This is a genomic window from Bradyrhizobium sp., assembly GCF_004799445.1.
GTDB lineage: Bacteria > Pseudomonadota > Alphaproteobacteria > Rhizobiales > Xanthobacteraceae > Bradyrhizobium.
This window is the reverse complement of record NZ_SSNA01000030.1, coordinates 17,476-32,008: the sequence shown is the minus strand read 5'-3', so window position 1 is coordinate 32,008 and position 14,533 is coordinate 17,476. Positions and strand designations below refer to the sequence as shown.

Below are 14,533 nucleotides of genomic sequence, written 5' to 3'. Positions count from 1 at the left end.
CACACTTTGGCGGATCATGCGCTCTGATCCAAGGCTTTCAGGATGCCGGCGACGGCCCTGAAATCGACCAGCCGCGCGGCGCGCCGTGCGGCCACCTCCTCGTCGACGCCCCATTTTTCGATGTTCCAGTCCTCATCGACATGGGCCGCGGCCCAGACCTGGTCCTGATCGAGGACGCCACGCAACAGCGCCAATGCCAGCAGCGCCGAGCCGGTCAATGTCGTAACCACATGCATGGCCGCGATCGACCACGCATCCGACGGCAGCGCTGCCCGCGCCGCGGCGACCGCGGAATCCGGCTGACGGACGTGTACCAGTCCTTCGGCAAGGATGAAATGGGCGCCCAGCGTATCCGCGGCCCAGAACAGGATGGGATCCCAATGCGCGGCTTCGCGCGCGACCAGCGCCTCGGGATGGCCGGCGCGGTAGAACAACAGATCGGACCCCAGATATTTCGCGATGTCGTCGGCAACCGCATCGACCTTGCCGGTTACCCCTTCGACGACGCTGTTGGCAAAGCGCGTCAGCGGCATGGTCAAGGGATTGATGGTGTCACCTTGCGCATTCCATTCCGCCGCGATGGCGTGTGCGATCGAACGCGCCGGCGCCATCACCTGGTGGCCGGAGGGCGTCTTGATCGGCTTGCCATCGAGCGTGACCAAGAATCCGCTTTTCCCCTCGGCAACGCCGGCACCGGCATAGAAGCGCTTGCGCTGCGGCCCGCGCGTCGTGCGCCGCACCGCCTCCTGCGGGTCAAGCGGGGATTTTCCGGCTACTTCATCGAACAGCTCACGCATTTTACGGTTTTCGGCTTTCATGCGTCGGTGATATCTGTGCGCAGGGTACGACAAGGATGGCTGCAAATAAAGCGAGCTCGCGGGCGACAGCGAGGGTCCGGACAGCGATCCTGGTTCCGCTGGCCTGTCTTGTTCTGCTCGCCGGCCCTGTCCCGACTGTGCAAGCCGGATTCCGTTCGCCGGAATCGCTGGTGCGCAATGTCTACGCCTATTATGGCGACCGGTCGTCCGAGCTCTCCAGCGGACTGCCGCGCGATGCCGCCACGGCGGACCGATTCTTCGATCCGAGCCTGCGCGAGGCCTGGCGTGCGTCAAGCAAGCCGCCATACGATTTCCTGGTGCAAAGCCCGACATGGAAGCTCGGCGCGATCTCGATCTCCGTGCTGCGCAAGCAATTCGACAAGACCTATGTCGCGGTGGCCTTCGACAACCGCGGCCGCGCCATCACCATGAATTTCATTCTGGTGAACGATCACGATGGCTGGGTGATTTACGACGTCGAGAGTCCGCATGATTCGCTGCGCGCGTTTCTCGCGCAGTATCGGGACTAGGACGCGGACTTGTTACCGGTTACCGGCGTTTCCGGGATTACCCCCTTACCGGACCTGCCGCGGCCCAAGCTGACGCGAATGACCCGAAGCGGAAATCGCTCGTCCCGGTGTAGCCCCTTCGCCAGCTTGGCTAGTGGTCGAGCTGCGCCGCGGCAATTCATGATCCCAAAAGTCGAGATTGCTCCTCTTGATCTCAAGGCATCGATGTCGTATTTTTTGACAAAGGTCTGCAGTCAACCTAGGCGTCGCCGCCCCTTCCGGGGAGCTAAACCTGCAAATATTCACTTAAGACTGACACCTTATCCAGTGCCGAGTCGTAAGACGGCGACCGCGACAGTCCAATATGGAGCGGCCAATGTTGAGGATAAGCGATGTCCAGAACCTCCTTTCCGTTTGCTACGGATGATATTTCCGCGCTCGCGCGATCTCTGCGAGGGCAGCTTACGACCGTCGACCGGCTGCCGGGGCATGTCGAAATACTTAACATGCTCGCCCGCTCGGCCGGGTGCCGAAACTACCAGCACTTTCGTGCACAAGCCGCTGCGCAAGATCGCCTTGCCGCCCCACCTGCGGCCGATCCTGTGGACCACCTTAAAGTGGAGCGCGCGGCCCGACACTTTGACCCTAAAGGCCGCCTGATCCGCTGGCCGGCAAAGGCCAGTGATCAAAGCCTCTGCCTGTGGGGCCTTTGGGCAACCATACCGGCCGGCGAGATTTTTGCTGAGGGGCAGATCAACGAGATTCTCAAGTCCAGGCATTTGTTTGGCGATCATGCCCTGTTGCGGCGCGCGCTCTACGACGGCGATCTGGTTTCGCGCACCGCAGACGGTCGAGAATATCGACGCATCGAGCGTAGGCCGCCTGCCGACGCCGTCGCGCTCATTCAACATTTGAACGCACGAAAAATGGCGTCAGCCGTGATGTGACCAGGCGGCAAGCCTGCTTGGCGATGCCGGCGCGCTGACCGTCGAAAATGATCGGTCCCGGCTTCCCGGAAAGTGATGCGGATGCCCTATGGGCGGTGCGCGTTGGCGACGCGTTTTGAGAGGAACGAATGGACCGGGATTTCGAGATCATCGTCTACGGGGCGACTGGCTTCACAGGGAGGCTTGTGGCAGAGCATTTATTGAAAATCTATGGCGCAACCGGCGATCTCAAATGGGCCATTGCCGGACGCAACCCCGCGAAGCTGGATGAGGTGCGTAGCGAGATTGGAGCACCCGCAAACTTTCCCCTCGTCATCGCCGATTCTTCGGACCCCGCGTCGCTGACAGCTATGGCGCGGCGGTCCAAGGCGATTATCACGACGGCCGGACCTTATCAGGTTCACGGAAGCGGGTTGGTGGCGGCCTGCGCTGCCGAGGGCACCGACTATTTGGATATCAGCGGCGAGTCCAATTGGATCCACGACATGCTGGTCCACGAAGTGCTCGCCAGGAATTCTGGCGCGCGGATCGTCTTTTGCTGCGGCTTCGATTCTATTCCTTTCGACCTCGGAGTCTATTTCTTGCAATCGGAGGCCCAAGCCAGGCTCGGATCTCCGGTCGCCCGCGTACGCGGACGGCTACGGCGTCTGGAGCGCGGCATCGGCGGCGGACAGTCGGGAGGATCCTTGGCAACCGGCATGGCGATCATGGCCGCGATGCGGGCGAGTCCACAAATCTTGTCTGTGCTTGCCGATCCCTTTGCATTGACCCCTGGTTTCAAGGGTCCCGAGCAGCCGGACGGTAGCAAGGCTTATGAAGACGCCGTCACCGGCTCTTGGGTTGTGCCGTTCATGATGGCGGCAATAGACACCAAGGTAGTGCATCGATCCAATTTCCTCTTGGGCCATCCGTGGGGAAAGGACTTCAGGTACGACGAGATGAGCATGGCTGACGGCCCGAACGGAAGCGGAGTTGGGGCGCCTGGCTTTTACATGGTCAAAGGCAATCCGCCGAAGCCCGGCGAAGGCCCGTCGAGGGCTGAGCGGGAGGGCGGATGCTACGATATCCTGTTCATCGGCGAGGCGGCGGATGGGCGGATCATTCGCGCCAATGTGAGGGGCGACATGGACCCGGGCGCTGGGTCCACCTCGCGCATGCTGGGTGAAAGCGCGGTATGCTTGGTGCGTGATATTTCGCGGAGTGAGACGCCGGGCGGGATTTGGACCAGCGCCTCGGCGATGGGAGACGCCTTAATCAGAAGATTGGCAGCAAACGCGGGGGTCACCTTTCAACTTGAGCCATAAGACCTGACCATCCTCAAAGGTGCTGACACGCAAGCCAGATGTGAGCCTGGCGACAAATCGCGTTATCCCGCACAGACCATCGCCTGGAATGTCCGGGAGGGATTTCCACCGGCGGCACTTCACGCATTTTGACGCGATGCAGCACGTGGAGCAGCCCGACGTGGATGTGGGTGGTGAAATTCCGCGCGGCCTGTAAAAGGGATTCGTCGGCCGAGTTCTCCTCTCATGTTGCAATCCCCAGTTTCCGTTGAGACCAAGGCCTCCTGGGCCGTCGCCTCCGTAGCGCTCTTCATCCTTGGGATGTCGTTCGGCGGCGCCTGGCTTACCGTGGTAGCGCTCAAGGACATCGCCAGCGAGGTGGGCGGGGCGCGCTCGGTTCCCGCGCTCGCCAGTGCGCTGGCGTGGCTCGGCTCCGGCGCGGGCGGAATCATCATGGCCCGAGTCGCCGATCGGGTCGGTACGCGCTGGACGGTCATCTTCGGCTCGTTGATGATCGGCCTTGGCCTTTCGATTTCGACCCTCGGACCGCCCTGGCCGCTATGGATCGGCCACGGGTTGTTCATCGGTTTGATCGGGATCGGCGGCATCAATGCTCCCCTGTACATTTATGTCAGCCGCTGGTTCGACCGCCGGCGTGGCTCGGCGCTGGCGCTGATCTCGAGCGGAACCTATCTCGCCGGCGCGATGTGGCCGCCGGTATTCGAGCAGGCGATCGGCCATTTCGGCTGGCGACAGGCGATGCTGTGGTATGCGCTCGCCGAGATCGTTTGTGTCGTGCCGCTGGCGGCGATTTATTTTCGCGCGCCACCCGAACTGATTCATCCGGCGGCGCCGTCCGGAGCCAGCGCGAATAAAGTGCGTGTCCTCGGCTGGCCGCCCAATGCCGTGTTCGCGGCAATGTGCGCCGCGGCCGTGCTGTGTTGCATTCCGATGGCGATGCCACAGGGCCATCTGGTGGCATTTTGCAGCGATCTCGGTATCAGCCGGTCGATGGGCGCCCTGATGCTGTCGGTGTTGCTCGGCACCGCGTTCCTGAGCCGGCAAATCTGGGGTATGATCTCCGATCGGATCGGCGGTCTTGCGACCGTCCTGATCGGATCGGCCTGGCAGGCCGCCTCGATGACGGCCTTTCTGTTGACGCAGAATGAAGCCGGCCTGTTTATGGTGGCCGCCGCTTTCGGGCTCGGCTTTTCCGGCATCATCCCGGCTTATGTCTTGACGGTGCGTGAACTGTTTCCGGCATCGGAAGCCTATTGGAGAATCCCGACACTGTTGCTGTTCAGCGGCGGGGGCATGGCCGCCGGCAGCTGGCTCGCCGGCCTGCTCTACGACCATCTCGGATTTTATGCGCCCGCATTCGGCGTCGGCATCGGCGCCAACATTCTCAACCTGCTTCTGGTGAGCGTGCTGGTCGGACGGCAACGCCACCTCGCGGCCTATGGTTGAACAGCCAAAGCCAGCTACTTTGCTTACCCTGGATCGGGACTATCTGTTGGCGCAGTTGCGGGAATATTCCGCGCGATCGCTCGGGCCAAGCCCGGCCCCGGCAGCATCGCTCAGGCACGTCGTGATGCGGTCGCCGAACGACGGAGCGGGCGCCGCCGGCACATAGCTCTGGCGCGGCGGCGCATCCATCTGCGGCACCACCGGAACCTCGATTTTTGGCGGCGGCGGAGGTGGCGGCAGCGGCGGATTGAACTTTGACCCGCCCGGCGGAATAAGAACCTGCGCGAACACGACGTCGGCCGCGACCAGCGCCGCGGCGACCACACAGGCCATGACCAAGAACCGTTTCATGGGCGCTATGTCGTGATCGCCCGGACAAACCGCAAGTTAAATTATTCTTCAGGCAGTACCGGCCGGGCTGAACCGGTCGAGCGCCGCCCGGCAGCAGCCTTTCACGGTTTCTGATAGATGATCTGGCCAGCGCGGATGGTGTAGGCGACTTTCGCGAGGTTATCGACGTCGGCAATGGGATCGCCGTCAAGAACGACGAAATCGCCGTCAAATCCTTTTTCGATCCTGCCTTTATTCGCGGCCTTGAAGTACAGAGCCGGGTTCGTCGTCAGCGAGGCGAGCACTTGTCGTTCCGAAAGTGCCCGGTGCATCAGCTGGTATTCGAGTGAAGTGTCATAGATTTCGGTGAAGCCGACGTCGGTACCAAACAGAACGACACCGCCATTCTCTGCAAATTGCCTGAGCTGATTGACGGTTACGGCGGTTATTTGGGCGGTCACGCCGGGATCGAGAACGACGGTTGTAAAAAGCGAGAGCGTCGGAATCAATGCGGTGCCTTGCGATTTAAACCGCGCGAGTTGCTCGTCGGTATATCGAGGATATCCCGGGGCCGGGGCGGTGTGTGCCATCACGTCAACGCCGGCAGCGATCACCGTGTCCACACCCGTCTTGTTTTGTGGATGCGCGAACACCGGCTTGCCTTGCGCATGCGCCACATCGACCGCGGCCTTGGCAACCGCAACGTCCATGTTCACCACCGGCTTGTCATCGCCCTTGAAGGAACCGGTGAAGAGTTTTATGCCGTCCAACCCCATGGCCAGATAGGACCGCGCCAATTGCGCGGCTGCATCCGGCTCGGCAATCTCCGGCAGCTTCATTTCGGCGGGGAGATAGGCGGGATGACCGTCCTTGGGAAAGATGCTGCCGAGCAGGAAAATGTTGGGACCGAGCACTTCGCCCGCATTGACGCGGCGGCGCAGCGACAGCGAGTCGGCCGGGTCGGAGCCCAGGTCCCACACCGTGGTGAACCCCCATTGCGTCAGCATCTCCTGCATGTGTGCCGTGAGTGGTGCGGCCGGCCCGTCGGCGGCGGTTTTCCAAACTGGTTGCGTGAAATGGACGTGACTGTTCCAGAAACCAGCAACGACGGTCTTTCCGCTGCAATCGATGACGCGCGCGTCTTTCGGGATCTCGACTTCGCCGCGGCGGCCGACCGCGCTGATGACGCCACCCGAGGTGACAACGACCGCATCGGGGAGAGCGGCGGCGTCAGGCGAAGCGTAGACGCTGCCACCCGTGAGAACGAGTGTCTGCGCATTTGCGGCAGCGTTGCAAAAGGCAGCCCCGCAGAGAAGCAAAACGGAAAGCACAGTGCGGAGCCAATTCCCGATCATGGGCGGAGCCTTGAATGTTGCACGTCGACCGCGCCATGTGGTGAGGCACGATGCGTCGAACCGAACGATAGCCGATCGATATAACCTCGCTTTGACAGTTCTTGCTGCGCTCCGGCGATATCGGGCGGCGACGCGTCGATGCCGCGACCGCCGTCATTCCTCCGGCGCGTTCTCGATCGGGTCGAACCGGTCGGCCTCGAGGCCGAGCAGGTTCCACGATTGCAGCATGTGCGGCGGCAGCGGCGCGGTCACGTCGATCACGCCGCCGCGCGGATGCGGAATCACGATCCGCCGCGCCAGCAGGTGAAGCCGTTTCTGCAAACCGCCCGGCAATTGCCAGTTTTCCTTGTTGAAATATTTGGGATCGCCGACGATGGCATGATCGATATGCGCCATGTGCGCGCGCAACTGATGGGTCCGCCCGGTGACCGGTTTCAACGACACCCAGGCGAGCTTCTGCGCCGACGTCTCCACCACGGCATAGTAAGTCACGGCATGGCTGGCGCCCTCGTCGCCATGCGCGGCGATCCGCATGATGGTGTCTTCCTCGCCCTCTTCCTTGGCAAGATAGGTCGAGATGCGCCCCTGCTTCGGTTTCGGCACGCCGGCCACCAGCGCCCAGTAGATCTTGCGCGCCGAGCGATGGCGGAACGATCCGGTCAGCGCGGTCGCGGCGAAACGCGTCTTGGCGACCACAAGACAGCCCGCCGTGTCCTTGTCGAGCCGGTGTACCAAACGGGGCTTTTGTCCCTTGGCGTCGCGCATCGCTTCCAGCATCTGGTCGACGTGCCGTGTGGTGCCGGAACCGCCCTGCACCGCCAGGCCAGCCGGCTTGTTCAGCACCATGACGTCGGCATCCTCAAACAGGATCATGTCCTTGAGCGCAGACAACGTCTTGGTCGCGGCTTCCGAGAGCGGATCTGTGCTCTTGGGAGCATCGAGCTTCAGCGGCGGAATGCGGACGCTCTGGCCCTCCTCCAGCCGGTCCTTGCTGTCGGCGCGCTTGCCGTTGACGCGCAGCTCGCCTTTGCGAACGATGCGCTGGATGTGGGAGAACGACAGTCCGGGAAAGCGCGCTTCCAGAAAACGGTCGACGCGCATGTTGTTCTCGTCCGCCGTCACCACCACGGTCTGAACTTTGGTCGGCAGCGGCGGCGGCTCGGCGACAATTTTTTCGGGCTCGGGGACGAAGGGCGCCGGCTTGGCGGCGCGCGGCGCGGAAAAGCGCTCCGGCGGCTTGCCGCCGGGACGATACGCCTGCGGCCGCTCGGCCTGCGAGCCCCGATAAGGGCGCGCGCCCTTCGGGCGATCGCCCCTGGCCTTCAGGGGTCTTTTGACGCGACGGCTCATGGTTCGGTTTTCCTGTACATGCCGCCCGTTATAGAGCCGCTCGGCCACATGGATTCGAGGTGGATGACAGCACTCATTTGCATTGTGTTCCACTTCTCAGAGCTGCGAGATCCGCACTGGCATTGCTGGAAGGATGCTGTTTGCCGGCTTCGTTCGCCGCGGCGCAGGCAGCAGCGGAGTCACCATTTTGAAGCCGCGCCCAGGCAAGATTGGTCCACGCGTCGCCGAAATCCGGAGTGTCTTTGACGGCCTGCTCCAGCACCGACTGCGCCTCATGCGGCCGTTTGGCGATCAGAAGAACCCTCCCATAATCCGCGTTGAGTGTCTTCAGCGGATTGGGCTGCTTTCGCGCGACCTCGAACAATTCTTCTGCGAATTCGATATCGTTGAAACGGGTCTGCGCTACCGCGGCAAGGCCGTGATAGACTTCGCTTTCCTCCGGCATCAAGAGAAACGCTTCGTTGAAGCGCCGCGCCGCCTCAGAAGCATTGCCCGAACCCAATGCCCTCCAGCCGCGCAGCGTCGTCGCGTGGAACGCCTTTTCGCGCGACCCGGTTAACTGAACAATGCTCGTCAGAAAGCGCTCGTCGGCTTCCCGCATCGCAGCAGATTTTTCGGCGAAGCCATAAAATGGCTGTTCGTTGGCCGGCGCCGAATAGACTTTCTTAGTCACCCTCACACCCGGCGCAACTTCAACCGTTTCGGCAAGCGCCGGCTCAATCGATATGAGCACCAGCAGCAATGCAATCGCTCTACACGCTAGCCTGAAACAGGCGAGCGGGAACGTGGCCGAAAGCATGGAACAACCGTTACGCATGTTGCTCATTTGCGCTCCCTGCGCAGCTTCGCCCAATAATCCAGCCGCTTGCGGATCTCGCGCTCGAAGCCGCGATCGGGCGGATCGTAGAAGGTCTGGCGTCCCAGCGCTTCCGGAAAATAGTCCTGCCCCGAAAAGCCTTCCGACGCGTCGTGGTCGTATTGATAGCCGTCGCCGTAGCCTTCCGACTTCATCAATTTGGTCGGCGAATTCAGAATATGCTTGGGCGGCAGCAGCGAGCCGCCCTCCCTGGCCGCGCGCATCGCAGCCCCGAACGCTTTGTAGGCGGCGTTCGATTTCGGCGCGGTGGCAAGGTAGATGACGGCCTGCGCGATCGCGAGTTCGCCCTCGGGAGAGCCGAGGAAATCGAAGGCGTCCTTGGCGGCGTTGGCGATCACCAGCGCCTGCGGATCGGCCAGACCAATGTCCTCGACCGCCATGCGGACCACGCGCCGGGCCAGAAACAGCGGGTCTTCGCCGGCGTCCATCATGCGGGCGAGATAGTACAGCGCGGCATCCGGATCGGAGCCGCGCACCGCCTTATGCAGCGCCGAGATCAGGTTGTAGTGTCCGTCGGCCGATTTGTCGTAGATCGGCGCGCGGCGCTGCAAAATCTCCTGCAGCTGCGCGGCGTTGAATATCTCGTCCTGACGCGCGGCGCGCCAGACTTCTTCGGCAAGCGTCAGCGCGGCGCGGCCATCGCCGTCGGCCATCCGCACCAGCACGGCGCGGGCTTCGTCGTCGAGCGGCAGTGTCCTGCCCTCGATCCTCTCGGCATGAACGAACAGCTTTTCGATCGCGGCCGCGTCGAGCGAATGAAACACCAGAACGCGGGCTCGCGACAATAAAGCGGCGTTGAGCTCGAACGAGGGATTTTCGGTGGTGGCACCGACCAGCACCACGGTGCCGTCTTCCATGACCGGCAGAAACGAATCCTGCTGGGCGCGATTGAACCGGTGCACCTCGTCGACGAACAAGAGTGTTCCCTTGCCCGTCTGGCGCCGGGCGCGCGCCGCATCGAACGCCTTCTTCAGATCCGCAACCCCGGAAAATACCGCCGAAAGCTGCTCGAAATGCAGGTCGGTGGCATCCGCCAGCAGCCGCGCCACCGTGGTCTTGCCGGTGCCCGGCGGTCCCCAGAAGATCAGCGAACCCAGCGTGCGCGTCGCCAGCATCCGCGTCAGCGCGCCATCCGGCCCCAGGATGTGATCCTGCCCGACGACCTCCGACAGCGTTCGCGGACGCAATCTGTCGGGCAGCGGATGCGGCGCATCCTGCTCCATCCCCGCGGCGACGAACAGGTTGGCGCCCTCGCGTGGTTGTTTCGGGCTCATCCGCCCAGCGTGACGTTGATCTGCTGGCCGCCGCGCACCAGCGTGATCCGCCAGACCCGAGAGGATTCGCGCGTCGCTTTTTCGATGTCGCTGGTTTTGAGAATTTTCTGATTGTTGACAGCCATGATGATATCGCCCTTCTGGAAACCAACCTTGGCGGCGGTTCCGCCATCGGCCAGATCGGTCACCACGACCCCTTCTGAGTCCGCATCCAGGTGCAGCTCATCGGCGACCGCAGGCGAGATGTTCGCAACTTTCGCCCCCTGGAACGGCGAGCGCGTCGTCAAGACGATTTCGTTGCGACCGGTATCGGGCGCGGTCTCCAGCGGCACCATCAGCTTCACCGCCCTGCCGGCGCGCTGCACGTCGATCTGCGCCGCCCCACCGAGCGGACGCGTCGCAAACCGGTAATCGAAGGCATTGGGATCGTCGACCGCCTGCCCGTCGATCGCGACGATCAGGTCGGACAGCTTCAGCCCGGCCCGCGCCGCCGGACTGTCGGCGACCACGCCGGCGACCAGGGCGCCGCTCGGCAGCTTGAGCCCGAGCGTTTCGGCGATCTCCGGCGTCACCGCCTGCAGGCGCGCGCCAAGCCAGGGACGTTTGACGGCCTTGCCGCCGCCCTTCGCCGAAGCCACCACGACGCGCACCATATTGGCCGGGATCGCAAAACCGATGCCCTGCGATCCGCCGGAGCGCGAGAAGATCGCGGTGTTGATGCCGGCGAGCTTGCCGGTCATGTCGACCAGGGCGCCGCCTGAATTGCCCGGGTTGATCGCAGCGTCGGTCTGAATGAAGAATTGATAGTCGGTGATGCCGACTTGCGTGCGCGCCAGCGCCGAGATGATGCCGTGGGTGACGGTCTGCCCGACACCGAAGGGATTGCCGATCGCGAGCACGACGTCGCCGACCAGGAGTTCATCGGAGTTGGCAAAATCGAGCGTCGGGAATTTCTCGTGCACGCCCTTGAGCCGCAATACCGCCAGATCGGTGCGGGGGTCCTTGAGAACGATCTCGGCTTCGAATTCCCGCTTGTCGGCGAGCGATACCTTGACCTCGTCGGCGCCGTCGATGACATGAACGTTGGTCACCACCAGACCGGACGGGTCCACCATGACACCCGATCCGAGCGATCGCTGCATCTGTTCGGGCTGCTGGCCGGGCACGCCGAAGAAGCGGCGGAAGATCGGGTCGTCGAGCAGCGGGTTGCGGTTCTGAACCACCTTGGCGGCATAGACGTTGACGACGGCCGGCTGCACGCGCTGCACGATCGGTGCGTAAGACAGCTTCAATTCCGCCGCCGAGGCCGGCACGCGCCGGTCCTGTGACATGGCCGGGGCCGCGACCAACAGGACCAGCAAAGCCGTGAAAAAGCGAACCGCCATCATGAAAAGATTCCCTGGGATTGTAAGACCAATATAGGCTTGCCGGGTTGCGAATAGAAGTCATGGAAGGGTCAGCCCGGCCGGTTATGGACCTGATTCGACTTCGCAATTGGTCCGCCTTTCCGCTCAAACCTTGCAATTCCAGCCGTTCGGCAACAGGTAGCGGGGTAGACCGGCTCGTCGTTGCCGCAATCACAGGGAGAACCGCCAGATGAAGGCCGTCGGATACAAGAAGTCCCTTCCCATCGAGGCCACTGATGCCCTGATCGATTTCGAGGCCGCAAAGCCGGAACCGAAGGGCCGCGACATCCGCGTCGCCGTCAGGGCGATCTCCGCCAATCCGGTCGATTACAAGGTGCGCAAGCGTGCCAGCCCGCCCGAGGGCGAAACCAAGATCCTGGGCTACGATGCCGCCGGGATCGTCGATGCGGTCGGCCCCGACGTGACGCTGTTCAAGCCGGACGATGAAGTGTTCTACGCCGGCTCGATCCTGCGGCAAGGCACCAATTCGGAGTTCCATGTGGTCGATGAGCGTATCGTCGGGCGCAAACCGAAGACGCTGTCGTTCGCGCAGGCCGCCGCTCTTCCCCTCACCTCGATCACCGCCTGGGAATTGCTGTTCGACCGCCTCGGTGCCGTGCCCGGAAAAAGCGTCGATCCACGCACGCTGCTGATCATCGGTGGTGCCGGCGGCGTCGGCTCGATCCTGATCCAGCTGGCGCGCCGCCTCACCGGCCTCACCGTCGTGGCAACGGCGTCGCGAGCGGAATCGCAGCAATGGTGCCTCGATCTCGGCGCCCATACCGTCGTCGATCACGCCGAGCCGATGAAGGAGCAGATCGAAAAACTGAAAGTCCCGCCGGTTGCCCTGGTCGCAAGCCTCACTTATACCGACCAGCACTACAAGGCGATTGCCGAACTGATGGCTCCGCAGGGCAAATATGGATTGATCGACGATCCCCCGGAATTCAACGTCAGCGCCTTCAAGGGCAAGGCGATCTCGATTCACTGGGAGTCGATGTTTACCCGCTCGTCGTTCCAGACCCCAGACATGATCGGCCAACACCACCTGCTCAACGACGTCGCCGACCTCCTCGACAAAGGCGTGCTGCGCACCACGCTCGACCAGAGCTTTGGCGGGATCAACGCCGCCAACCTCAAGCGGGCGCACGCGCTGCTGGAATCCGGAAAGTCGCGCGGCAAGATCGTGCTGGAGGGCTGGTAGCTAGAAGAGGCAGTATAGCCGTCATTGCGAGGAGCGGAGCGACGAAGCAATCCATAACTGTCGTATTCCGGCAATGGATTGCTTCGCTGAGCCTGTCATCGGGCGCGCGTTCGCGCGACCCGTTGGCTCGCAATGACGGTTTCACGCTGCCGGCACGTCCTCAACCATGATCACGCAATGGTCTGGACGATGCCGCCTTCGGCGCGAAGCGCTGCGCCATTGGTGGCGGACGCCTCTTTTGAGGCGACGTAGACCACCATGTTGGCGATCTCCTCGACGCTCGCAAACCGCTGCAACAAAGAGGTCGGGCGAAACTGCTTGATGAATTGCGAGGCTGCGGCTTCCACCGACTGGCCGTTTTGCTTCGCTAGGTCCTTGACGAAGGCTTCGACGCCCTCCGACATGGTCGGGCCCGGCAGCACCGCATTGACGGTCACGGCGGTGCCGCGGGTCATCTCGGCAAGGCCGCGCGAGACCGCGAGCTGCGCGGTCTTGGTCATTCCATAATGGATCATTTCGCTGGGTATATTCAGCGCGGATTCGGAGGAGATGAAAACGATGCGGCCCCAATTGCGCTTCAGCATGCCCGGCAGGTAGACGCGCGCCAACCGCACGCCCGACATCACGTTGACCTCGAAGAAACGGCTCCAGTCCTCGTCGGGAATATCGAAGAAGCCTTTGGGTTCGAATATCCCGGCATTGTTGATGAGGATGTCGACCTCGGGCAGCGCGGCGGCCAGCGCCTTGCATCCGGCCGCCGTGGAGACGTCGGCGGCAATGCCCCGGACCCTGGTTCCGGGCGCCGCCTTGGCCATCGCGGCCACGGCGGCGTCGACCCTGGCCTGGCCCCGGCCATTGATCACCACGTCGGCCCCCGCGGCGGCGAGGCCCCTGGCGATGGCGTACCCGATGCCGGACGTCGACCCCGTCACCAGCGCCGTCTTTCCCTTGAGATCGATATTCATCAGACACCTCCATCACCGATGACGGAGATATCGGGAGCGCAGAGTACCAGCGCAATATTCAATGTCGTCCCTGTGAAAGCAGGGACCCATAACCAAAGGTCTTTGTTGTTGAAGCGATCGTCGCCCAGCTCTTCAAAATCGATGGGCCGGTGATGATGGGTTCCCCGCTTTCGCGGGGACGACAAAAATAAAAACGGCGCCCGAAGACGCCGCTTTTGAAGAGAAGTCCGAAATCAGGCTTATGCGGCTTCCGCGGCCTTTTCCTGCACCGGGCCGGAATCGAGGCCCTTGGCGTCGACGTCGCGGTCGACGAATTCGATCACCGCCATCGGCGCGTTGTCGCCATAGCGGAAGCCGGCCTTGATAATGCGGGTATAGCCGCCCTGGCGGTCCTTGTAGCGGGTCGCCAGCGTGTCGAAGAGCTTGCGGACCTGGTCCTGGTCACGCATCTCGCTGATCGCCTGCCGGCGCATGGCGAGACCGCCCTTTTTGCCCAGCGTGACCAGCTTCTCCACGATCGGGCGCAGTTCCTTGGCCTTCGGCAACGTGGTGACGATCTGCTCGTGCTTGATCAGCGCCGCGCACATATTGGCGAACATCGCACGCCGATGCTCGGCGGTGCGGTTGAGCTTCCGATGAACCTTGCCGTGACGCATGGTATGTTCCTCAATATTTATTCTGTCGCGACGGCGCGTCGGACAATTGGCTCAGGTGGGCCGCCTGCGTTCGCCCAAGATGCCATGGTCCG

The 14,533-nt window shown here is 62.7% G+C and carries 14 protein-coding genes; 5 read left to right on the top strand and 9 right to left on the bottom strand.

Going from position 1 to position 14,533, the window contains the following annotated elements:
* Positions 1-14: 14 nt before the first annotated feature.
* Positions 15-797, bottom strand: coding sequence for an ATP12 family protein (locus E8A46_RS03305; protein ID WP_291557425.1), 783 nt, complete (start codon positions 795-797; stop codon positions 15-17).
* A 110-nt stretch (positions 798-907) separates the two neighbouring features.
* On the opposite strand from E8A46_RS03305, the gene E8A46_RS03300 reads away from it, so the two are divergent.
* The 4 genes from E8A46_RS03300 to E8A46_RS03285 all read left to right on the top strand — a co-directional run bounded on the left by E8A46_RS03300 (position 908) and on the right by E8A46_RS03285 (position 5,024).
* Complete coding sequence (locus E8A46_RS03300) at positions 908-1,348, top strand: hypothetical protein (protein WP_291557467.1); 441 nt, start codon at positions 908-910, stop codon at positions 1,346-1,348.
* A gap of 371 nt (positions 1,349-1,719) precedes the next feature.
* The gene (locus E8A46_RS03295; protein ID WP_291557423.1) at positions 1,720-2,274 is read left to right on the top strand and encodes a DUF2087 domain-containing protein; all 555 of its coding nucleotides are present in this window, start codon (positions 1,720-1,722) and stop codon (positions 2,272-2,274) included.
* A 128-nt stretch (positions 2,275-2,402) separates the two neighbouring features.
* Positions 2,403-3,578 (top strand): saccharopine dehydrogenase NADP-binding domain-containing protein, encoded by a 1,176-nt coding sequence (locus E8A46_RS03290; protein WP_291557420.1) that lies wholly within the window; start codon positions 2,403-2,405, stop codon positions 3,576-3,578.
* Positions 3,579-3,803: 225 nt separating this feature from the next.
* Positions 3,804-5,024, top strand: a complete 1,221-nt coding sequence (locus E8A46_RS03285) for an MFS transporter (RefSeq protein WP_291557418.1) — start codon at positions 3,804-3,806, stop codon at positions 5,022-5,024.
* A gap of 39 nt (positions 5,025-5,063) precedes the next feature.
* On the opposite strand, the gene E8A46_RS03280 is transcribed toward E8A46_RS03285, so the two are convergent.
* The 6 genes from E8A46_RS03280 to E8A46_RS03255 form a co-directional block, all read right to left on the bottom strand.
* Positions 5,064-5,375 carry a hypothetical protein gene (locus E8A46_RS03280; protein ID WP_291557415.1) on the bottom strand — a complete coding sequence of 104 codons (312 nt, stop codon included), beginning with the start codon at positions 5,373-5,375 and terminating at the stop codon, positions 5,064-5,066.
* Positions 5,376-5,476: 101 nt separating this feature from the next.
* Positions 5,477-6,709, bottom strand: coding sequence for an amidohydrolase family protein (locus E8A46_RS03275; RefSeq protein ID WP_291557413.1), 1,233 nt, complete (start codon positions 6,707-6,709; stop codon positions 5,477-5,479).
* A gap of 153 nt (positions 6,710-6,862) precedes the next feature.
* Positions 6,863-8,059: an RluA family pseudouridine synthase gene (locus E8A46_RS03270; RefSeq protein WP_291557410.1), complete on the bottom strand. Its 1,197-nt coding sequence runs from the start codon at positions 8,057-8,059 to the stop codon at positions 6,863-6,865.
* 73 nt (positions 8,060-8,132) lie between these two features.
* Positions 8,133-8,885 carry a tetratricopeptide repeat protein gene (locus tag E8A46_RS03265; RefSeq protein ID WP_291557407.1) on the bottom strand — a complete coding sequence of 251 codons (753 nt, stop codon included), beginning with the start codon at positions 8,883-8,885 and terminating at the stop codon, positions 8,133-8,135.
* Complete coding sequence (locus E8A46_RS03260) at positions 8,882-10,210, bottom strand: replication-associated recombination protein A (protein ID WP_291557404.1); 1,329 nt, start codon at positions 10,208-10,210, stop codon at positions 8,882-8,884. Before E8A46_RS03260 ends, E8A46_RS03265 begins: the two co-directional genes overlap by 4 nt.
* Complete coding sequence (locus E8A46_RS03255; protein WP_291557400.1) at positions 10,207-11,598, bottom strand: DegQ family serine endoprotease; 1,392 nt, start codon at positions 11,596-11,598, stop codon at positions 10,207-10,209. The genes E8A46_RS03260 and E8A46_RS03255 overlap by 4 nt, the downstream gene beginning before the upstream one ends.
* Positions 11,599-11,806: 208 nt before the next feature.
* Between E8A46_RS03255 and E8A46_RS03250 the strand changes: the two genes are divergently transcribed.
* Entirely contained in the window at positions 11,807-12,820 is a 1,014-nt protein-coding gene (locus tag E8A46_RS03250; RefSeq protein ID WP_291557397.1) for a zinc-binding alcohol dehydrogenase family protein, read from the top strand.
* Between the two features lie 170 nt (positions 12,821-12,990).
* On the opposite strand, the gene E8A46_RS03245 is transcribed toward E8A46_RS03250, so the two are convergent.
* Positions 12,991-13,785 (bottom strand): SDR family oxidoreductase, encoded by a 795-nt coding sequence (locus E8A46_RS03245; protein ID WP_291557394.1) that lies wholly within the window; start codon positions 13,783-13,785, stop codon positions 12,991-12,993.
* Positions 13,786-14,024: 239 nt separating this feature from the next.
* Positions 14,025-14,441 (bottom strand): 50S ribosomal protein L17, encoded by a 417-nt coding sequence (gene rplQ, locus E8A46_RS03240; protein WP_291557391.1) that lies wholly within the window; start codon positions 14,439-14,441, stop codon positions 14,025-14,027.
* Positions 14,442-14,533: the final 92 nt, after the last annotated feature.